The organism is Mycobacterium kyorinense, from assembly GCF_001672775.1.
In the GTDB taxonomy this organism is placed as follows: domain Bacteria; phylum Actinomycetota; class Actinomycetes; order Mycobacteriales; family Mycobacteriaceae; genus Mycobacterium; species Mycobacterium kyorinense_A.
This window is the reverse complement of sequence record NZ_LZKJ01000044.1, coordinates 1-19,779: the sequence shown is the minus strand read 5'-3', so window position 1 is coordinate 19,779 and position 19,779 is coordinate 1. Positions and strand designations below refer to the sequence as shown.

Annotated in this window: 18 protein-coding genes, 2 tRNA genes and 1 pseudogene; 12 read left to right on the top strand and 9 right to left on the bottom strand. The window is 66.7% G+C overall.

Annotated features, from left to right (window positions below):
• Positions 1 to 10: 10 nt before the first annotated feature.
• Entirely contained in the window at positions 11 to 190 is a 180-nt protein-coding gene (locus tag A5707_RS23015) for a hypothetical protein (protein WP_197495234.1), read from the bottom strand.
• Between A5707_RS23015 and A5707_RS03495 the strand changes: the two are divergent.
• The 3 genes and pseudogenes from A5707_RS03495 to A5707_RS03485 form a co-directional block, all read left to right on the top strand.
• Positions 168 to 3,386: pseudogene (locus A5707_RS03495) on the top strand (beta-ketoacyl synthase N-terminal-like domain-containing protein); the annotation flags it as partial. The gene A5707_RS23015 and the pseudogene A5707_RS03495 overlap by 23 nt on opposite strands.
• A gap of 11 nt (positions 3,387 to 3,397) precedes the next feature.
• The gene (locus tag A5707_RS03490; protein ID WP_065013130.1) at positions 3,398 to 3,787 is read left to right on the top strand and encodes a holo-ACP synthase; all 390 of its coding nucleotides are present in this window, start codon (positions 3,398 to 3,400) and stop codon (positions 3,785 to 3,787) included.
• A 103-nt stretch (positions 3,788 to 3,890) separates the two neighbouring features.
• The gene (locus A5707_RS03485; protein WP_065013129.1) at positions 3,891 to 5,228 is read left to right on the top strand and encodes a dipeptidase; all 1,338 of its coding nucleotides are present in this window, start codon (positions 3,891 to 3,893) and stop codon (positions 5,226 to 5,228) included.
• Here the strand turns inward: A5707_RS03485 and bcp are convergent.
• Complete coding sequence (gene bcp, locus A5707_RS03480) at positions 5,217 to 5,690, bottom strand: thioredoxin-dependent thiol peroxidase (RefSeq protein WP_065013128.1); 474 nt, start codon at positions 5,688 to 5,690, stop codon at positions 5,217 to 5,219. The two genes, A5707_RS03485 and bcp, sit on opposite strands and share 12 nt — an antisense overlap.
• A 110-nt stretch (positions 5,691 to 5,800) precedes the next feature.
• On the opposite strand from bcp, the gene A5707_RS03475 reads away from it, so the two are divergent.
• Entirely contained in the window at positions 5,801 to 6,028 is a 228-nt protein-coding gene (locus A5707_RS03475; protein WP_065013127.1) for a DUF3618 domain-containing protein, read from the top strand.
• An 11-nt stretch (positions 6,029 to 6,039) separates the two neighbouring features.
• On the opposite strand, the gene A5707_RS03470 is transcribed toward A5707_RS03475, so the two are convergent.
• Positions 6,040 to 6,112: transfer RNA gene (locus A5707_RS03470), tRNA-Lys, on the bottom strand.
• Between the two features lie 141 nt (positions 6,113 to 6,253).
• On the opposite strand from A5707_RS03470, the gene A5707_RS03465 reads away from it, so the two are divergent.
• Entirely contained in the window at positions 6,254 to 7,468 is a 1,215-nt protein-coding gene (locus A5707_RS03465; RefSeq protein WP_065013126.1) for a L,D-transpeptidase, read from the top strand.
• A 13-nt stretch (positions 7,469 to 7,481) separates the two neighbouring features.
• On the opposite strand, the gene A5707_RS03460 is transcribed toward A5707_RS03465, so the two are convergent.
• Positions 7,482 to 8,162, bottom strand: coding sequence for a hypothetical protein (locus A5707_RS03460; RefSeq protein ID WP_065013125.1), 681 nt, complete (start codon positions 8,160 to 8,162; stop codon positions 7,482 to 7,484).
• A 253-nt stretch (positions 8,163 to 8,415) separates the two neighbouring features.
• Between A5707_RS03460 and A5707_RS03455 the strand changes: the two genes are divergently transcribed.
• Entirely contained in the window at positions 8,416 to 8,574 is a 159-nt protein-coding gene (locus A5707_RS03455; RefSeq protein WP_156657527.1) for a hypothetical protein, read from the top strand.
• Positions 8,575 to 8,616: 42 nt separating this feature from the next.
• On the opposite strand, the gene A5707_RS03450 is transcribed toward A5707_RS03455, so the two are convergent.
• Positions 8,617 to 8,689, bottom strand: a tRNA-His gene (locus tag A5707_RS03450).
• A gap of 35 nt (positions 8,690 to 8,724) precedes the next feature.
• Complete coding sequence (orn, locus tag A5707_RS03445) at positions 8,725 to 9,381, bottom strand: oligoribonuclease (protein ID WP_082969225.1); 657 nt, start codon at positions 9,379 to 9,381, stop codon at positions 8,725 to 8,727.
• Positions 9,382 to 9,482: 101 nt separating this feature from the next.
• Between orn and A5707_RS03440 the strand changes: the two genes are divergently transcribed.
• The gene (locus A5707_RS03440) at positions 9,483 to 11,054 is read left to right on the top strand and encodes a helicase HerA-like domain-containing protein (protein WP_065013123.1); all 1,572 of its coding nucleotides are present in this window, start codon (positions 9,483 to 9,485) and stop codon (positions 11,052 to 11,054) included.
• Between the two features lie 79 nt (positions 11,055 to 11,133).
• Here the strand turns inward: A5707_RS03440 and cmrA are convergent, their stop codons facing one another.
• Complete coding sequence (gene cmrA, locus A5707_RS03435; protein ID WP_065013122.1) at positions 11,134 to 11,937, bottom strand: mycolate reductase; 804 nt, start codon at positions 11,935 to 11,937, stop codon at positions 11,134 to 11,136.
• Positions 11,938 to 11,964: 27 nt separating this feature from the next.
• On the opposite strand from cmrA, the gene A5707_RS03430 reads away from it, so the two are divergent.
• Entirely contained in the window at positions 11,965 to 13,293 is a 1,329-nt protein-coding gene (locus tag A5707_RS03430) for an MFS transporter (protein ID WP_065013121.1), read from the top strand.
• Here the strand turns inward: A5707_RS03430 and A5707_RS03425 are convergent.
• Positions 13,290 to 14,030, bottom strand: coding sequence for an MmpS family transport accessory protein (locus A5707_RS03425; RefSeq protein ID WP_065013120.1), 741 nt, complete (start codon positions 14,028 to 14,030; stop codon positions 13,290 to 13,292). The genes A5707_RS03430 and A5707_RS03425 overlap by 4 nt on opposite strands.
• A gap of 67 nt (positions 14,031 to 14,097) precedes the next feature.
• Positions 14,098 to 14,721, bottom strand: coding sequence for a TetR/AcrR family transcriptional regulator (locus A5707_RS03420; RefSeq protein WP_065013119.1), 624 nt, complete (start codon positions 14,719 to 14,721; stop codon positions 14,098 to 14,100).
• Between the two features lie 81 nt (positions 14,722 to 14,802).
• Between A5707_RS03420 and A5707_RS03415 the strand changes: the two genes are divergently transcribed.
• The 4 genes from A5707_RS03415 to A5707_RS03400 all read left to right on the top strand — a co-directional run.
• Positions 14,803 to 16,353: a carboxyl transferase domain-containing protein gene (locus A5707_RS03415; RefSeq protein WP_065013118.1), complete on the top strand. Its 1,551-nt coding sequence runs from the start codon at positions 14,803 to 14,805 to the stop codon at positions 16,351 to 16,353.
• Between the two features lies 1 nt (position 16,354).
• Positions 16,355 to 18,352: an acetyl/propionyl/methylcrotonyl-CoA carboxylase subunit alpha gene (locus tag A5707_RS03410; protein WP_065013117.1), complete on the top strand. Its 1,998-nt coding sequence runs from the start codon at positions 16,355 to 16,357 to the stop codon at positions 18,350 to 18,352.
• 49 nt (positions 18,353 to 18,401) lie between these two features.
• A complete protein-coding gene (locus A5707_RS03405; RefSeq protein WP_065013131.1) occupies positions 18,402 to 19,562 on the top strand; it encodes an acyl-CoA dehydrogenase family protein in 1,161 nt (386 codons plus the stop codon).
• Positions 19,559 to 19,779: MaoC/PaaZ C-terminal domain-containing protein (locus A5707_RS03400; protein WP_269455132.1), on the top strand; the 221-nt coding region annotated here is incomplete at its 3' end. The genes A5707_RS03405 and A5707_RS03400, both read left to right, overlap by 4 nt.

Sequence of the window (19,779 nt, the reverse complement as noted above, 5' to 3'; positions counted from 1 at the left end):
CCAGCGGCCACTAGGCACCCAGTTCGGCGGTGACCAGGTCGATGAGCTCAGCATCGGTGGCGGCTGCGGGCGCGCTGACCGGGTCGTCGAGCCCTAACTGACCGAGCACCAGGCGGGCCGCCGACGCCAGCACGCCGTCGCGGCCGGTGATCTGGTCGGTGAATTCGCTCAGCGCGCCCGCAGCCGCCACCGATGCTGAGCTCATCGACCTGGTCACCGCCGAACTGGGTGCCGACTGGCCGCGGTTGGTGGCGCCGGCATTCGACGCCAAGAAGGCCGTCGTCTTCGACGACCGGTGGGCCAGCGCGCGTGAGGATTTGGTCAAGCTGTGGCTGGCCGACGACGACGAGATCAATGCCGACTGGCCCCGGCTTTCCGAGCGGTTCGAGGGCGCCGGGCATGTCGTGGCAACGCAGGCCACCTGGTGGCAGGGCAAGGCGCTGGCCGCCGGGCGTCAGCTGCTCGCCTCGCTGTACGGGCGGATCGCCGGCGGCGCGGAGAACCCCGATAAGGGCCGCTACAGCGACGAGGTGGCCGTGGTCACCGGCGCGTCGAACGGCTCGATCGCCGCATCGGTGGTTGGGCGGTTGCTCGACGGCGGGGCCACCGTCATCGCGACCACATCGCGGCTGGACGACGAACGGCTGGCTTTCTACCGCCAGCTGTATCGCGAGCACGCCCGCTACGGCGCTGCCCTGTGGGTGGTGGCCGCCAACATGGCGTCCTACTCCGACATCGACGCGCTGGTCGACTGGATCGGCAGCGAACAGGTCGAAAGCCTTGGGCCGCAGTCGATTCACATCAAGGATGCGCAAACGCCCACGCTGCTGTTCCCATTCGCGGCGCCGCGGGTGGCCGGTGACCTGTCTGAGGCCGGGTCGCGCGCCGAGATGGAGATGAAGGTGCTGCTGTGGGCTGTGCAGCGACTCATCGGTGGCCTGTCGAGCATCGGCGCTGACCGTGACATCGCCTCGCGACTGCACGTGGTGCTGCCCGGCTCGCCCAACCGCGGCATGTTCGGTGGCGACGGCGCTTACGGCGAAGCCAAGTCCGCACTGGACGCCGTGGTGACTCGTTGGCACGCCGAATCGTCGTGGGCGCAGCGGGTCAGCTTGGCGCACGCGCTGATCGGCTGGACCCGCGGCACCGGTTTGATGGGGCACAACGATGCGATCGTCAGCGCCGTCGAAGAAGCCGGCGTGACAACGTATTCCACCGACGAGATGGCCGGCATGCTGCTGGGACTCTGCGACATCGAGTCCAAGGCCGCCGCCGCTCAGTCGCCGATCAAGGTGGACCTGACCGGCGGGCTGGGCGACGTCGAGCTGGACATGGCCGAACTGGCCGCCAAAGCCCGCGACGAGGCGGTGGCCGAGGCCACGGCCGACGACACCACGCCCGAGGGCATCATCGCCGCGCTGCCGTCGCCGCCGCGCGGATACCGCCCCGCGCCTCCGCCCGAATGGGACGATCTCGACGTCGACCCCGCCGACTTGGTGGTGATCGTCGGTGGCGCCGAGCTCGGCCCGTACGGTTCGTCGCGGACCCGGTTCGAGATCGAAGTCGAAAACGAACTGTCGGCGGCCGGCGTGCTGGAACTGGCTTGGACCACCGGACTGATCCGTTGGGAGGACGACCCCCAGCCAGGCTGGTATGACACGGAATCCGGTGATCTCGTCGACGAGGCCGAGCTCGTCGAGCGCTACCACGACGCCGTGGTGGAGCGCGTCGGGATCCGCGAGTTCGTCGACGACGGCGCGATCGACCCTGACCACGCCTCACCGCTGCTGGTGAGCGTGTTCTTGGACAAGGACTTCCCGTTCGTGGTGTCCAGCGAGGCCGACGCTCGCGCGTTCGTCGAGTTCGACCCCGAACACACCGTCATCCGGCCGGTGCCCGATTCCACCGACTGGCAGGTCATCCGCAAGGCGGGCACCGAAATTCGGGTGCCACGCAAGACCAAGCTGTCCCGGACGGTTGGTGCGCAGATCCCGACCGGCTTCGACCCGACGGTGTGGGGCATCAGCCCCGACATGGCGACGTCGATCGACCGGGTGGCGTTGTGGAACATCGTCGCCACGGTCGACGCGTTTCTCTCCGCCGGGTTCACCCCGGCTGAGCTGATGCGTTACGTGCATCCGACGTCGGTGGCCAGCACTCAGGGCACCGGGATGGGCGGCATGACGTCCATGCAGACGATGTACCACGGTAATCTGTTGGGCCGCAATAAGCCGAACGACATTCTGCAAGAAGTGTTGCCGAATGTCGTTGCGGCCCATGTGATCCAGTCCTACGTCGGCAGCTACGGCTCGATGATTCACCCCGTCGGCGCGTGCGCGACCGCGGCGGTGTCGGTTGAGGAGGGTGTCGACAAGATCCGGCTGGGCAAAGCCGAATTGGTCGTCACGGGCGGGTTCGACGACCTGACGCTGGAAGCAATCATCGGGTTTGGCGACATGGCGGCCACCGCTGACACCGGCATGATGCGCGGCCGGGGCATCAGCGACGCGAAGTTCTCGCGGCCGAACGACCGCCGCCGGCTGGGCTTCGTGGAAGCGCAGGGCGGCGGCACGATCCTGCTGGCCCGTGGCGATCTCGCGGTGAAAATGGGGCTGCCCGTGCTGGCCGTGGTCGGGTACGCGCAGTCGTTCGGTGACGGGGTGCACACCTCGATTCCGGCACCAGGGCTCGGCGCGCTCGGCGCCGGACGGGGCGGCAAGGATTCGCTGCTGGCCCGTTCATTGGCCAAACTGGGCGTCGGCGCCGACGACATCGCGGTGATCTCCAAGCACGACACCTCGACACTGGCCAACGACCCCAACGAAACCGAACTGCATGAGCGGCTTGCTGATTCGCTCGGACGGTCCGACGGGGCGCCGCTGTTCATCGTGTCGCAAAAGAGCCTGACCGGACACGCCAAGGGCGGCGCGGCGGTCTTCCAGATGATGGGGCTCTGCCAGATCCTGCGTGACGGGGTCATTCCGCCCAACCGCAGTCTCGATTGCGTCGACGACGAGTTGGCCGGCGCCGCGCACTTCGTGTGGGTGCGCGACACCTTGCGGCTCGGCGAAAAGTTCCCGCTCAAGGCCGGGCTGGTGACCAGCCTCGGATTCGGGCACGTGTCGGGGCTGATCGCACTGGTGCACCCGCAGGCTTTCCTGGCGACGTTGAGCCCCGACCAGCGGGCGGAGTATCAGCAGCGCGCGGAGGCTCGGGTGTTGGCTGGGCAGCGTCGACTGGCCTCGGCGATCGCCGGTGGCCGGCCGATGTATGAGCGGCCCGCCGACCGTCGCTTCGACCACGCGGTGTCCGAGAAGCGGCAGGAGGCCGCCATGCTGCTCGACGCGGCGGCCCGCCTGGGCGATGACGACATCTACATCCGATAGCCTCGCGATTTATGAGCATCGTCGGAGTGGGGATCGACGTGGTGTCCATTCCGGAGTTCGCCGACCAGGTTGACCAGCCGGGGACGGTGTTCGCCGAGACCTTCACACCGGGTGAGCGCCGCGACGCCTCCGACAAGAGCTCCTCGGCGGCGCGGCACTTAGCCGCCCGCTGGGCGGCCAAGGAGGCGGTGATCAAGGCGTGGTCGGGCTCGCGTTTTTCCCAGCGGCCGGTGCTGCCGGAAGGTATCCACCGCGACATCGAGGTCGTCACCGACATGTGGGGGCGACCGCGAGTACGGCTGACCGGGGCCATCGCCAAACACCTGGCTGAGGTGACCATCCACGTGTCGCTGACCCACGAAGGCGACACCGCCGCCGCGGTCGCGATCCTGGAGACCTGACCCCCCTTCTCGCGCGAGCGTGCGTGTCCCCGGTCGACACGCCGAGCTGATCTCCGGATTTGCGCACGCTCGCGCCGAACGGTGAGCCACTAACCTCGAAACCATGAGCGATCTGGTCGAACGCGTCCGCGCCGTCCTGCCGTCGGCGCGCCGTGACCTCGAGAACCTGATGCGGATCGAGTCGGTGTGGGCCGACCCTTCGCGGCGCAGCGAAGTCCACCGCAGCGCCCAAGCGGTCGCAGACCTGCTGTCGCAAGCCGGGTTTGGCGATGTGCAGATCGTCAGCGCCGACGGTGCGCCTGCGGTCATTGCCCGGCACCCGGCGCCGTCGGGAGCGCCCACCGTGCTGCTGTATGCGCACCACGACGTGCAACCCGAAGGCGATCCAGCCCAGTGGGCATCGCCGCCATTCGAGCCGACCGAACGCGACGGTCGACTCTACGGACGCGGCAGCGCCGACGACAAGGCCGGCATCGCAACGCATTTGGCGGCATTCCGGGCGCACGACGGCAACCCGCCGGTGGGCGTGACGGTGTTCGTCGAAGGCGAAGAGGAATCGGGCTCGCCGTCGCTGGCGCGGCTGCTGGCCGACCACCGCGACGTACTGGCCGCCGATGTGATCGTGATCGCCGACTCGGACAACTGGAGCACCGACATCCCGTCGCTGACGGTGTCGCTGCGCGGACTGGCCGACTGCGTGGTCGAAGTGGCCACCCTTGACCATGGGCTGCATTCTGGGCTGTGGGGCGGTGTGGTTCCCGACGCGCTGAGCGTGCTGGTGCGGCTGTTGGCCAGTCTGCATGACGACGACGGAAACGTCGCCGTGGCCGGGTTACACGAAAGCACTGCAGCTGCAGTCGATTATCCAGCCGAGCGGGTACGCACCGAAACCGGCTTGCTCGAAGGCGTGGCCGAAATCGGATCGGGTTCGGTGCCACAGCGACTGTGGGCCAAACCGGCGATCACGGTGATCGGCATCGACACCACAACCGTTGCGGCGGCGTCGAATACGCTGATTCCGCGCGCTCGGGCCAAAGTCAGCATGCGTGTCGCCCCCGGCGGTGACGCCGCCGCCCACCTCGACGCGCTAAGCACGCACCTCGAACAACACGCGCCGTGGGGCGCGCAGGTGACCGTCACCCCCGGCGATGTCGGCCAGCCCTACGTCGTCGATGCGGACGGACCGGTCTATGACGCCGCACGCGCGGCATTCCGCCAAGCCTGGGGCGCTGAACCCGTCGAGATGGGAATGGGCGGCTCGATCCCGTTCATCGCCGAGTTCGCTGCCGCCTTCCCACAGGCGACGATCCTGGTCACCGGCGTCGAAGACCCCGCCACACAGGCGCACAGCATCAACGAGAGCCTGCACCTCGGGGTGCTGGAGCGAGCCGCGACCACCGAAGCGCTGCTCCTGGCCGCGCTGGGCGACCTACACGGATAGGTCGCGGCGCAGCTTGGCTACGTGGCCGGTGGCCTTGACGTTGTACTGGGCGACGGCGATCTTGCCCTTCTCGTCGACGACGAACGTCGAGCGGATGACACCTTGGACGGTCTTGCCGTACATCTTCTTTTCTCCGTAGGCGCCCCAGGCGGTCAAGACCTCACGGTCGGGATCGGACAGGAGCGGAAACGTCAAACCCTCGGCGTCGCGGAACTTGGCCAGCTTGGCCGGCTTGTCGGGGGAGATGCCGACGACGTCGAGTCCCGCGCTGTTGAGCTCCCGCAGGTTGTCGCGAAAGTCGCAGGCCTGTTTGGTGCAGCCGGGGGTCGACGCCGCAGGGTAGAAGTAGACGACGACGCGGCGGCCCGTGTAGTCGGCCAGCGACACCGTGTGGCCGTCGGCGTCGGGAAGGCTGAAGGCGGGCGCTTGGTCGCCGGGCTGCAGGCGTGCGGTGTCGGTCAACGCGGGTCCCTTTCTTCTCACCGGCGCATCGACGTCGGCGCCGGCTGCTCTAGGGTAGTTCGCAAGCACCCGAGCCAGGCCGGTGGTGCGGCAGGACAGGGAGGACGAGCGTGGCGGACCGGGATCCCGACACCATCAAGCAGGAGATCGACCAGGCCCGCGACCAATTGGCCTCGACCGTCGACTCATTGGCTGAGCGGGCCAATCCGCGCCGCATCGCCGACGACGTCAAGGCCGGAGTGGTCGCCTTCGTCAAGAAACCCGTGGTGGCGGTGTCTCTGGCCGGGATCGGGGCGCTGGCCGTCGTGCTGGTGGTCCGCAAAATCCGCGATCGTTGACCGGGAAGAAGTGCGCCGTCAGGGTTTCGAACCCCGGACCCGCTGATTAAGAGTCAGCTGCTCTACCAACTGAGCTAACGGCGCTTGGATCGTTCTAGACACGCAACAATAACAACTTGCCGGCGTCGGGTGAAATCGCCGACAGTAGGCACTGCTGTCGCTCGTGCAGCACCTAGACTACTAGGGAGTAGTGCTGGGTCGGTGGGCTACAAGGGGACAAGCCAAATGTCACGTCAATCGATGACGCGCGCGCGTCGCTATCGGTGCTGGGTGGCAGCGCTGATGGTGCCGCTGGCGGTGTTCGGCGTTGCTGCCTGCAGCAACGGCGGTAACACACCGCCGGCGAACGTCATCTTCGACAAGGGCACGCCCTTCGGTGACCTGCTGGTTCCCAAGCTGACCGCCTCGGTGACCGACGGCGCCGTCGGCGTCGCGGTGGATAACCCGGTGACGGTGAGCGCTGACGACGGCGTCCTGGCTTCGGTCACCATGGTCAACGAAAACGGCAGGTCGATCGGCGGTCAACTGAGCTCTGACGGCGTGCACTGGAAAACCACCGAGCCGCTTGGCTACAACCGGCGCTACACGATTACCGCCAAAGCGCGTGGCCTGGGCGGTGTGACGACACGACAGCTGAGCTTCCAGACCCATTCACCGAAGAACCTGACGATGCCCTACGCCGTGCCGCGTGATGGCGAGGTGGTGGGCGTCGGCCAAACGGTGCACATCCGATTCGACGAAAACATCGCCAACCGGGCCGCCGCCGAGAAAGCCATCGCGGTGACGACCGACCCGCCCGTGGAGGGTGCGTTCTACTGGCTGAACAACCGCGAAGTACGTTGGCGGCCAAAGGAATACTGGAAACCCGGCACCGCGGTCGACGTGGCGGTTAACACCTACGGCGTGGACCTGGGCGACGGCGTGTTCGGCGAGGACAGCATGAGCACGCACTTCACCATCGGCGACGAGGTCATCGCGACCGCCGATGACACCACCAAGATGCTGACCGTGCGGGTCAACGGCGAGGTCGTCAAGACGATGCCGATCTCGATGGGCAAGGACAGCACCCCAACGGCCAACGGCGTCTACATCATCGGCGAGCGATTCGCGCACATGATCATGGACTCGTCGACCTACGGCGTTCCGGTCAACTCGCCCAACGGCTATCGCACCGAAGTGGACTTCGCCACCCAGATGTCCTACAGCGGCGTCTACGTCCACTCCGCGCCATGGTCGGTGGGTGCACAGGGCCACAGCAACACTAGCCACGGCTGCCTCAACGTCAGTCCCAGCAACGCCCGCTGGTTCTACGACCACACCAAGCGCGGCGACATCGTCGAAGTCCTGCACACCGTCGGCCCGACGCTTCCGGGCACCGAAGGACTGGGCGACTGGAACATTCCCTGGGATCAGTGGCACGCCGGCAACGCCAAGACCTGAGGTCCGCAGTCGGCTACGGCGCGGCGCGATCCGGCTCACCCGGTCCGGTCTGCATGTCGAGATAGGCGGACAACTCTTCGCGCAACTCGGACGTGATGATGCCGAGCTGGCGCCGTGACGCTCCGGCCCCGGCGCGCGCATCGCGCTCGGCAGTCAGCGACCGGCCCCACCGGCCCGCACAGGCGGCGACCATCGCCTCACGGTCGAGCCCCAGCGCGGCGGCGGTCTGCACGTCGGCTCGGGCATACCCAGCGGCCGCGACGACTTCCGCGTCGCTGCGTCCGGCGAGCGCAAAGCGCGGGGGAGTGACCGGAGCATCGGCAAACATGCTGGCGGGCGGTGTCCCGGCCAAGGCCCGCCGCACGCCATCGCCGTCGATCACCACGCCGTCGGCCAGCGTTATCGGATTCTCGGAAACGACCAGATCAGCCAGCGTGACGTGGGAGTCGGGCTGCGCGAGTCGGTCGAGCGCCGCGCAGATAATGAGATAGAGCGCCAAAGACCCGGTCACCTCGCCTCGCTCAAAAGCCGCGACGCGCAGGTAACTCCAGGGAAAGCCCAGCGCCGTGACTTCGCGGGCCAGCTGGTCATGTGTTGCGCCGAGGACCTCGGAGCGGATGCGACGCACGTTTGCGCCGACGACGGCCACCAGCGGCCGGGCGGCGTCTGAGGGATCGGTTGCGGCGGTAGCCACGTCTCGAAACGTATCCAATCTGCGAGTCGTTCTAGACAGCCTGCGCGATTTCAGCTACCTTAGTACTCGATACGAAGAAGTATCGAAATTTAGAGACATCCTGATGGTTCATGGGGTGCCTCGGCGCCAATGTTCGACGAACTTTTCGCCGGGCAGGGGGATTGGACGACAACAAACGCAGCATCGAACGGAAGGCGAATGGATGATGATTCCCACCAGACAACCGCACACAACCCCCCTCGGCCTGAACGTGATGGCCCTATTGCTCATGTTGGCGGCCCTGGTGGTGGCGCTCGGTTGCTGGTTCGACGACGCGGTCCATCGTCATGCCGAACGTGACGCGGCATACCACGGTCTGCTCGGCGTCGCGACTCCCGGTCACGCGTTGGGCACAGTCGTCGCCCAGCCCTAGGTGAAAGCAACCGCGATGCAGATAACCGTGCGACAGTTTCGGGGTGGCTGACGGGACTCGAACCCGCGACACCCAGGATCACAACCTGGTGCTCTACCAGCTGAACTACAGCCACCATCGCCACCAGCCCAGCTGGCAGCGACGTCGATACTAGCGGCTCGGGTGCTCGACGGCCGAATCGATTTCCTCTGGCGCGTCCGTCGCCGGCCCTAATTCGGCGGCGACGGCCGCGATTTCGCTGGTAGCGGGGCCCGGCGGCGCGACGAACGCGGTGCGCCGGTAGAACTGCAGTTCGCGGATGGATTCATGGATGTCGGCCAGCGCGCGGTGGGCCAGCCCCTTGGCGGGCTGCCCGAAGTAGATGCGCGGATACCAGCGCCGGCACAGCTCTTTGATCGAGCTGACATCGATCATTCGGTAGTGCAGAAACGAGTCCAGGGCGGGCATGTCGCGGGCGATGAACCCGCGGTCGGTAGCGATCGAGTTGCCCGCCAGCGGTGCGGTCTTGGCTTGTTTGACGTGCTGGCGGACGTAGTCGAGCACCATCGTCTCGGCTGTCGCCAGGTCAACCGTGGAGGCGCGCACCTCATCGATCAGGCCAGAGCGGGCGTGCATGTCGGCGACGACGTCGATCATCGACGACAACGCCGCGTCGTCGGTGTGGACCACCACGTCGACGCCCTCGCCGAGAATGTTGAGGTCAGCATCGGTCACCAGGACCGCGATCTCGATCAACTTGTCCGACGCCAGGTTCAGCCCGGTCATCTCGCAGTCGATCCACACCAGTTGGTCGCGCGCCGCATTCACCACGCACACGTTAGCCGTCGCCCCTGCCCGGCACCGTCAGGTGCCACTAATGTCATGGTTTGCGCGCATTACTGGGGACTACGGAGGAGGCATGCCGCACCATGAGCTCTGAAACAACCCCCGCACAGCAGATCGCGGCCGGTTATGCCGTCGAGGGCCAGGCTCTGGAGCTGGGCACGGTCGTCGTCGACGGCACCGCCGACCCGACCGCGCAGATCCGGATCCCGCTGGCCACGATCAACCGCCATGGGCTGGTTGCCGGCGCGACTGGCACCGGCAAGACAAAGACGCTGCAGCTGATCGCCGAGCAGCTCTCGGCGGCCGGCGTTCCCGTACTGATGGCCGACGTCAAGGGCGACCTGTCCGGTCTCGCGCGCGCCGGCGAGGGCAACGACAAGACGGCGGCGCGCGCAAAGGACACCGGCGACGACTGGGCGGCAACCGGCTTCCCGGTGGAATTCCTGTCGCTGGGCACCAACGGCATCGGCGTGCCGGTGCGGGCCACGATCTCCAGCTTCGGTCCGATCTTGCTATCAAAGGTATTGGGGCTCAACGCTACTCAGGAGTCGACCCTCGGCCTGATTTTCCACTGGGCAGACCAGCGCGGTCTTCAGCTGCTGGACCTGAAGGACCTGCGCTCGGTCATCACCCACCTGACCAGTGATGAAGGCAAAAGCGAGCTGAAATCCCTCGGCGGAGTGTCCTCGACGACGGCCGGTGTCATCCTGCGGGCCTTGGTCAACCTGGAAGCCGAAGGTGCCGACACGTTCTTCGGCGAGCCCGAGCTCAAGCCTGAGGATCTGGTGCGCCTCGACAACCAGGGCCGCGGCATCATCTCGCTGCTCGAGCTCGGCGACCAAGCGGCGCGCCCGGTGATGTTCTCCACCTTCCTGATGTGGGTATTGGCCGACCTGTTCACCTTCCTGCCCGAGGTCGGCGACGCCGACAAGCCCAAACTGGTCTTCTTCTTCGACGAGGCCCACCTGCTGTTCACTGATGCCTCCAAGGCGTTCCTCGAGCAGGTCGAGCAGACCGTCAAACTGATCCGCTCCAAGGGTGTGGGGGTGTTCTTTTGCACCCAGTTGCCGACCGACATCCCCAACGATGTGCTCTCCCAGCTGGGTGCCCGCGTCCAACATGCGCTGCGGGCGTTCACACCCGACGGTCAGAAGGCGCTCACCAAGACCGTCAAGACCTATCCGAAAACCGATGTCTACGACCTGGAGTCGGCGCTGACGTCGCTGGGCATCGGCGAAGCCATCGTCACCGTGCTCTCCGAGCGCGGCGCGCCGACACCGGTGTCGTGGACCCGGATGCGGGTGCCGCGCTCGCTGATGGCCGCGATCGGCACCGACGCCATCAAGCAGGCGGCCAAGTCCAGCCCGCTGCAGGCCGAATACGGCAAGACCATCGACCGGGAGTCGGCCTACGAAAAGCTGACCGCCGAAAAGGCGGCGTCTGAGGACGATTCGCCGCCGGCCAAGACCAAGGGCAAGCGCACGCCGGCGCCCGAGCCGCAGCCGGAGCGGCTTGGCTGGTGGAAGCGCTTCACCCGCTGGGTGAAAAACATCTTCGCCAGTCCGGCCGCCAAGAGCTTCGCGCGTTCAGCCGGCACCGCTATGGGCCGCGAAATCACCCGCGGCATGATGGGCACCGGCAAGCGGCGGCGTTAGTCGTCGCGAAACATAACGCAGGGCTGTGATTGTCGCCAACAGCGCGACCCTGGCTTCTGTCTCGCGACGACGCTGAAGCTCACTCGCCCAGCTTTTTGTAGAAGCTGCCGACGATCGGCGCGACGATTGCCCGAGGAGCGTATTGGCTGGCTACCGACATGGCCTTCGACGTCACGCCGGGAACGATGCGCATCTTGTTGCGCTCCAAGGCATCCAGCGAGACGCGGGCCGTGTGCTCGGTGGAAATCCACAGAAAATCGGGCACTAGCTTTTCGACGATGGACTGCTCGGCCGGATCTGGAAGATCGGTGCGTACCGGCCCCGGCGCCAACACTGTCACGTGGACCCCGGAACGACGCAGCTCACCGCGCAACGACTCGCTGAACGTGTTCACAAACGCCTTGCTGGCTGCATAGGTGGCGTTGTAGGGAATCGGCGAATTGCCCGCTGCCGAGCCAGAAATCAGGATGCCGCCGGCCCGGCGTTCGACCATCCCCGGCAGCACCGCCAACGCAAGGTCATGCACCCCAAGCACATTGAGTTGCACCTGAGCCTTTTCAGCGGCCGGATCGAAACCCGAGACCGGTCCGAAGGTGGCGGTGCCCGCGTTGGCACACAGGATCGACACGTTCCGAGTGGCCAGTTCGTCGCAAAGCTTGGCCCGGTCGGCGGGGTCGGCCAGATCGGCGGCCCGCACCTCGACGGCAACCCCGTACTGGTCGACCAAGCGCGCGGCAAGCCCGGCCAGCACGTCCTCGCGTCGTGCGGTGACGATCAAACTGTGGCCGCGCGCGGCCAGCTCGGTGGCCAACGCTTCGCCGATATTTTGCGAAGCCCCGGTGACGACGGCGCGAGCATCGGGGCTGGGAGCGGGTACGGGCATGCGGCGACCGTAATTAAAGTGCCTTGCATGAGCAACCCGGTTGCGGGTTCGCGCCCCGCCGGGCGATCCACAGTGTTCGCGTGGGCGTTGTGGGACTGCGGGACCACCGGTCTGAGCGCGATCGTGGTGACGTTCGTGTTCTCCGTCTATCTGACCGGCACCGTCGGCGTCGGCATCGGCGGCAGTACCACGCCGGCGAGTTGGCTGGGCCGTTCACTGGCGCTGGCCGGGCTGACCATCGCACTGCTGGCGCCCGTCGTCGGCGTCTGGGTGGAAGCCCCACGCCGCCGGCGCATCGCACTGACCACCCTGACCGGGCTGGCGGTGATGCTGACCGCCGCGATGAGCCTGATCCGCGACCAACCCGGTTACCTGTGGCCGGGATTGGCCCTGCTCGCAGCCACCGCAGCCTGCGGCGACCTGGCCAGCGTGCCCTACAACGCCATGCTGCGGCAGCTTTCCACCCCCCAGACATTCGGGCGGATCTCGGGTTTGGGCTGGGCGTCGGGCTACGCCGGCAGCGTGGTGCTGCTGCTGGTGGTCTACCTGGCTTTCATCTCGGGAACCGGTGAGACCCGCGGGCTGTTGCACCTGCCCACCGCCGACGGCATGAACGTTCGCGCCGCGATGCTGCTGGCCGCCGCCTGGCTGGCGATCCTGGCGTTGCCACTGCTGTTCACCGCGCACCGGTTACCGGCAACCAACGCTGCCGACACAGCGGCGCCGGGCGGCTACCGCAAGCTGTGGGCGGATCTGAGGACCGAGTGGCGCCGCGACCACAACCTGGTGTATTTCCTGGTGGCCAGCGCGATCTTCCGAGACGGGCTGGCCGGGGTCTTCACGTTCGGTGCGGTGCTCGGCGTCAACGCCTACGGAATCTCGGCGGCCGATGTACTGATCTTCGGCGTGGCCGCCAGCGTGGTGGCCGCACTGGGAGCAGTGGCCGGCGGGTTGGTCGACGATCGGATCGGATCCAAGCCGGTGATCGTGGGCTCACTGGCGGCGATCATCGCGACGGGACTGACGTTGCTGACGTTGTCAGGCCCTCGGGCGTTCTGGATCTGCGGATTGCTGCTGTGCGTGTTCATCGGGCCCGCTCAGTCGTCGGCGCGCACCCTGCTGCTGAGGATGTCGACGCACGGCAAGGAAGGCGTGGCCTTCGGTCTGTACACGATGACGGGGCGGGCGGTGTCGTTTTTGGCGCCGTGGCTGTTTTCCGTCTTCGTCGACGTGTTCGGCGCCGTCCGTGCCGGCATGGGCGGCCTGTGCCTGGTGTTGGGGACCGGACTGGTGGCCATGCTGGTGGTGCGCGCGCCACGCCGTGAGGCCGCCGCGAATCTGCCGCGAACCGGCTAATCCGGTGCGTCGCAGACGGTGACGCCCACGCCGGTCTTCTCCTTGACCTGAACACCGGCCACGGTGAGGGTGCAGGTGACGTTGTGGCCGATATTGACGATTGCGACGCTGGCTTTCTGGTCGCCGGATTTCGGCAGGCTGACTTCCTTGCTCCACGGCAGTGGCACGTTGAACTCGGTTTGCCGCACTCCGCCGTTGTCCACATAACTGATGCTGATCGCGCGGCCGTCGCCGTTGACGTTGTAGACGACGGTATCGGTACCAGCCGCACCGGTCGTCTCACTTGGTTCAGCAGACTGGCTAGGCGCGGCGGCGCTGCTGCTCGGCGACCTCGACGTTGTCGAGGCCGGCGCCTTCGAACCGGACATGGTGGGCAGCGGCGCGACGGTGGTCTGCTTCTTGGCCGAGCCGTTGGCGATCACCAACGCGATCACCATTGCGATGACCAATAACACCGCTGCGGCCGCGGCAAACCACAACCAGCGCGGTGCTTTCGGACGTTGCGGCGGCTCTTCCTGCGGCGGCTGACCTTGCGACCACTGGTCTTGCATCCAGTACTGCGGCAGCTTCTCGGTGGGATTGGTTTCGGTAGGTCCGGGACGATGCGGAGACCCATAGGACGGTTGGCCGCCGTAAGCGGGATCGCTGTACGGCGGATAAGGCTGACGCAGCCGTTCGGTTGGTTCGGCCTCCTGCCGTGACCCGCGGAAGTGCCCGGGTCGACGTGGATCGTTCATGCCCACCTCATGGTGGCAGGGTACCTGCAGAACGACGCAGGCTATCGACGCACCTCAGCGGCCCGCGTCACCGGCGTTCGCCACCGGCAGACAGTGCGGCCACCGTCATCGACCGCATCACCGCGCGGGAACGCGCGGCCCGGGTGTCGCGCTTCATGCTGTGCGGTGTCGAGTTCAACAGGCCGAACACCGCGTGGGCCATCAGCCGTGCGTCGGCTTCGGGCAGGCCGGGCGCCATCTCGCGCAGCACGCCCACCCAGACCTCGACATACTGCCGCTGCGCGCTGCGCACCTGCCGCTCGGCGGCGGCAGGCAGATGCGCCAGGTCGCGGTCCTGGATACGGATCAGATCGGGCTCGCCCAATGCGAAGTCGAGGTGAAAATCGATGAGGCCGTCCAGCGCCTCGGCTGCGCCACTGCTACCGGATCGAACCGCCCGCGCCCCGGCGAGCAGCCGGGTACTGATCCCCACCAACAGCTCGACCAGCAGCGACTCCTTGTTGGGGAAGTGCCGATAGATCGCCGGACCGCTGACACCGGCCGCCGCGCCGATGTCTTCCAGCCGCACTGCCAGAAACCCGCGTTCGGCAAACAGCCGCTCGGCCGCCGACAACAGCTGCACCCGCCGGTCGGACTTCAACTGGCTGCGACGATTCGGGACCTCGGGGTCGGCCGGGGCAGACGCTGCCATAACGGCCTCCTGGACAGTTCGGTTAATCACCACTAACATAACATGAGTTAGTCGTCATTAACCGAAATTGGCGGAAGATACATGACCTCTGCGGCGGCCAATCGCCAGGCGCACCGCGCGCTGGTGGCGCAGTTGCACGACAAGCTGGCCGCTGCGGCCCTGGGTGGTTCGCAGCGCGCTCGCAAACGTCATGTCGAGCGGGGCAAGCTGTTGCCGCGCGACCGCGTCGACGGCCTGCTCGACCCGGGCAGTCCATTGCTGGAAGTGGCGCCGCTGGCCGCCGACGGCATGTACGACGACGAGTGCCCCGGCGCCGGCATCATCACCGGCATCGGGCGAATCTCTGGCCGCGAGTGCATGATCGTGGCCAACGACGCCACCGTCAAAGGCGGCACGTACTACCCAATCACGGTCAAAAAGCATTTGCGGGCACAAGAAATCGCCGGACAGAACCGGTTGCCCTGCATCTACCTCGTCGACTCCGGCGGCGCGTTCCTGCCGCGTCAGGACGAGGTGTTTCCCGACCGGGAACATTTCGGCCGGATCTTCTACAACCAGGCCAACCTCAGCGCCGAGGGCATCCCGCAGATCGCGGCTGTGCTCGGATCCTGTACCGCCGGTGGGGCTTACGTGCCGGCGATGAGCGACGAGGCCGTCATCGTGCGCAACCAGGGCACGATCTTCCTGGGCGGCCCGCCGTTGGTGAAAGCCGCCACCGGAGAGGTGGTCACCGCCGAAGAGCTCGGTGGCGGCGACCTGCACTCCAAAACCTCCGGGGTCACCGATCATCTCGCGCACGACGACCGCGATGCGCTGCGCATCGTCCGCCGCATCGTCTCCACCCTGGGCCCGCGGGAACGGCGCGCCTGGGACGTCGTGCCAACTGTGGAGCCGGTCGCCGATCAGTCCGAGCTCTACGACGTGGTCCCCGTCGATCCGCGGATTCCCTACGACGTGCACGACGTCATCACCCGCATGGTCGACGGCGGCGAGTTCGGCGAGTTCAAGGCGGAGTACGGCAACACCTTGGTCACCGGATTCGCGCGCATCCACGGCCATCCAGTCGGCATCATCGCCAACAACGGCGTGTTGTTCTCCGAATCCGCCTTGAAAGGCGCACATTTCATCGAGTTGTGCGACAAGCGGATGGTGCCGTTGCTGTTCTTGCAGAACATCTCCGGGTTCATGGTGGGCCGTGACTATGAGGCCGGCGGCATCGCCAAGAACGGCGCGAAGATGGTGACCGCGGTGGCGTGCGCCCGGGTGCCCAAGCTGACCGTGGTGATCGGCGGTTCCTACGGTGCGGGCAACTATTCGATGTGCGGGCGCGCATATTCGCCGCGCTTCCTGTGGATGTGGCCGAACGCCCGGATCTCGGTGATGGGCGGCGAGCAGGCCGCGTCGGTGTTGGCGACAGTGCGCGGCGAGATGACGGCCGAAGAGGAGGACACGTTCAAAGCCCCCATCCGCGCGCAGTACGAACACCAGGGCAACCCGTATTATTCGACGGCCCGGCTGTGGGACGACGGGGTGATCGACCCCGCTGACACCAGAACCGTTGTGGGCTTGGCTCTTTCGATAGTGTCCAACGCGCCGGTGGAACCGGTTTCCTACGGCGTATTCAGGATGTGAGATGAGCTTCGATACGGTACTGGTCGCCAACCGGGGTGAGATCGCCGTCCGGGTGTTCCGCACGCTGAAGGCGATGGGCATCCGGTCCGTCGCCGTTTACAGCGACGCCGACGCCACCGCGCGCCACGTCGCCGAGGCGGACGTCGCAGTCCGCATCGGACCGCCGCCTGCCCGCGACAGCTACCTCAACATCGCCGCTGTCGTCGACGCGGCACAGCGCACCGGGGCGCAAGCGGTGCATCCCGGCTACGGATTCCTCTCCGAGAACGCTGATTTCGCCGCCGCACTGGCGGCGGCAGGAGTGACCTTCATCGGACCGCCGGCTTCAGCCATTCAGACCATGGGCGACAAAATCGCTGCCAAGTCCACCGTGGCGGCGTTCGGTGTACCGATAGTTCCCGGCATCGCCCGGCCGGGCCTGACGGACGCCGAGCTGATCGCCGCTGCCGACGACATCGGCTATCCGGTGCTGGTCAAGCCGTCGGCCGGCGGGGGAGGCAAGGGCATGAGGCTGGTCGAGCGGCCCGACGACCTGGCCGCCGCTCTGGCGAGCGCGCGCCGCGAGTCGGCCGCCGCGTTCGGCGACGACACCCTCTTTCTCGAGCGATTCGTGTTGCGGCCACGGCATATTGAAGTCCAGGTCTTGGCCGACAGCTACGGCAACGTGGTGCACCTGGGCGAGCGGGAGTGCAGCCTGCAGCGACGGCATCAGAAGGTCATCGAGGAAGCGCCGTCGCCGCTGCTGGACGCCGAGACCCGGGCCCGCATCGGCGCGGCCGCCCGCGACACCGCGCGCAGCGTGGACTACACCGGCGCCGGCACAGTGGAGTTCATCGTCTCAGCCGACCGGCCCGAAGAATTCTTCTTCATGGAGATGAACACCCGGCTGCAAGTCGAACATCCGGTCACCGAGATGGTGACGGGCTGGGACCTGGTCGAGTGGCAGGTCCGCATCGCCGCGGGGGACAAGCTGACCGCAGGACAAACCGATATCGCAATGCGCGGGCACGCCATCGAAGCGCGGGTGTACGCCGAGGATCCCGCCCACGGCTTCTTGCCGACCGGTGGCGACGTGTTGGAGCTGGTCGAACCGAACGGTGCTGGCGTGCGGGTGGATTCGGGTCTGCGCCCCGGAATGGTCGTGGGCAGCGACTACGACCCGATGCTGGCCAAAGTCATCGCCCATGGCGCAGACCGGCCCGCCGCGCTGCGCGCACTCGACCGGGCGCTATCGGACACGGCGGTGCTGGGTGTCGTCACCAATGTCGAGTTCGCCCGGTTTCTGCTGGCCGACTCCGACGTCGTCGCCGGCCGGCTCGACACCGGGCTGCTGGACCGGCGGGCCGGCGACTTCACTGCAGCTGCGCCCACCGACGACCAGTTCATCGCAGCTGCGGCCTACCGGTGGTTGCGGCTCTGGCCGGCGCCGGGCGCCGATCTGTGGGAGGTACCCTCCGGTTGGCGGGTCGGGGCGGCGGCGCCGGTGAGCATCCGACTGCGCGCCGGTGACCGCACCGACCACGTCCACCTCACTGGATGCCCCACCAACGCCGCGGCGCGCATCGAAGACGGCGAAAACCGCGAGCTGCGCGCAGAATTCACCGCTAACCGATTGGCGATCACGCTGGATGGGGTGCGCACCGAGTACACCGTCGCCGAAGCAGACCACCAGATCTGGCTGGCCGGCAGCGGGCTGACTGTGGTGCTCGAAGAGGTTCGCGAAGCGCCGGTACGTCCGGACGACGCGCACAGCGGCGACGCCGAATTGACCAGCCCGATGCCGGGATCCGTTGTCGCGGTCGGCGTCGCCGACGGCGCCGAGGTTACCGCGGGGACCGTGGTCGTCACCGTCGAGGCGATGAAGATGGAGCATGCGCTGTCGGCCCCCGTCGACGGCGTGGTGCAGCTTCTGGTCGGCGCCGGCGACCAAGTCAAAGTGGGCCAGCCGTTGGCCCGAATCACCGCGGACACCACCGCAACAGCAAAGGATGACCAATGACTCAGCCGGCGACGATGCAGAGCGAAGCGATGAGGAGGAGCGGCGCATCATGACAGACTTCCTGGCAACCGGGATGCTTCCCGACGAGTATCAACAGTTAGCCAAAACGGTGCGCGATTTCGCGCAGAGCGTCGTCGCACCGGTGGCGGCCCGCCACGACGCCGAGCATTCATTCCCCTATGAAGTCGTCTCCGGGATGGCCGACATGGGCCTGTTCGGCCTGCCCTTTCCCGAGGAGTGGGGCGGCATGGGCGGCGACTACTTCGCGCTGTGCCTGGCGCTGGAAGAACTGGGCAAGGTCGACCAGAGCGTGGCGATCACCCTCGAGGCCGGTGTGTCATTGGGCGCGATGCCGATCTACCGATTCGGCAGTGAGGAGCAGAAGCGGGAATGGTTGCCGCAGTTGGCCAGTGGGCGCGCATTGGGCGCATTCGGCCTGACCGAACCCGGTGGCGGTAGCGATGCCGGCGCCACCAAGACCACCGCGCGCCTTGACAACGGCGACTGGGTGATCAACGGGTCCAAACAATTCATCACCAACTCGGGTACCGACATCACCAAGCTGGTCACGGTCACCGCGGTCACCGGTGAACGGGATGGCCGCAAGGAGATTTCGTCGATCCTGGTGCCGCGGCCCACCAAGGGATTCACCGTCGAACCGGCCTACGACAAGGTCGGCTGGAAGGCGTCCGACACCCACCCGCTGACCTTCGAGGATGTGCGGGTGCCCGAGGAGAACCTGCTCGGCGAACGCGGCCGTGGGTATGCGAACTTCCTGCGCATACTCGACGAGGGCCGGATCGCGATCGCTGCCCTGTCCACCGGCGCTGCCCAGGGCTGTGTGGACGAGAGCGTCAAATACGCACGGGAGCGTGAGGCGTTCGGTCAGCCGATCAGCCGGTATCAGGCCATCGAGTTCACGATCGCGCGGATGGAGGCGCGGGCCCACACCGCCCGCACCGCCTACTACGACGCCGCGGCGCTGATGCTGGCAGGCAAACCGTTCAAGAAGCAAGCCGCGATCGCCAAGTTGGTGGCCAGCGAGGCGGCGATGGACAACGCCCGCGACGCCACCCAGATTCACGGCGGCTACGGATTCATCAACGAATTCCCGGTGGCACGGCACTATCGGGACAGCAAGATCCTGGAGATCGGCGAGGGCACCAGCGAAGTGCAGTTGATGCTGATCGCGCGAGAGGTGGGCCTGTGAGTTCGCATGAGCGCGAGGTCGTGCAGCGCGGATTGTGGTTCGAGGAGTTCGAAACCGGTGTGCGCTATCTGCACCGTCCCGGCCGGACGATCACCGAAGCCGACAATGTGCTGTTCACGACGTTGACGATGAATACCCAGGCGCTGCACTTGGACGCTGCGTTCTCCGATGCGCTGCCGCCGTTCAATCAGCGGCTGGTCAACTCGATGTTCACGCT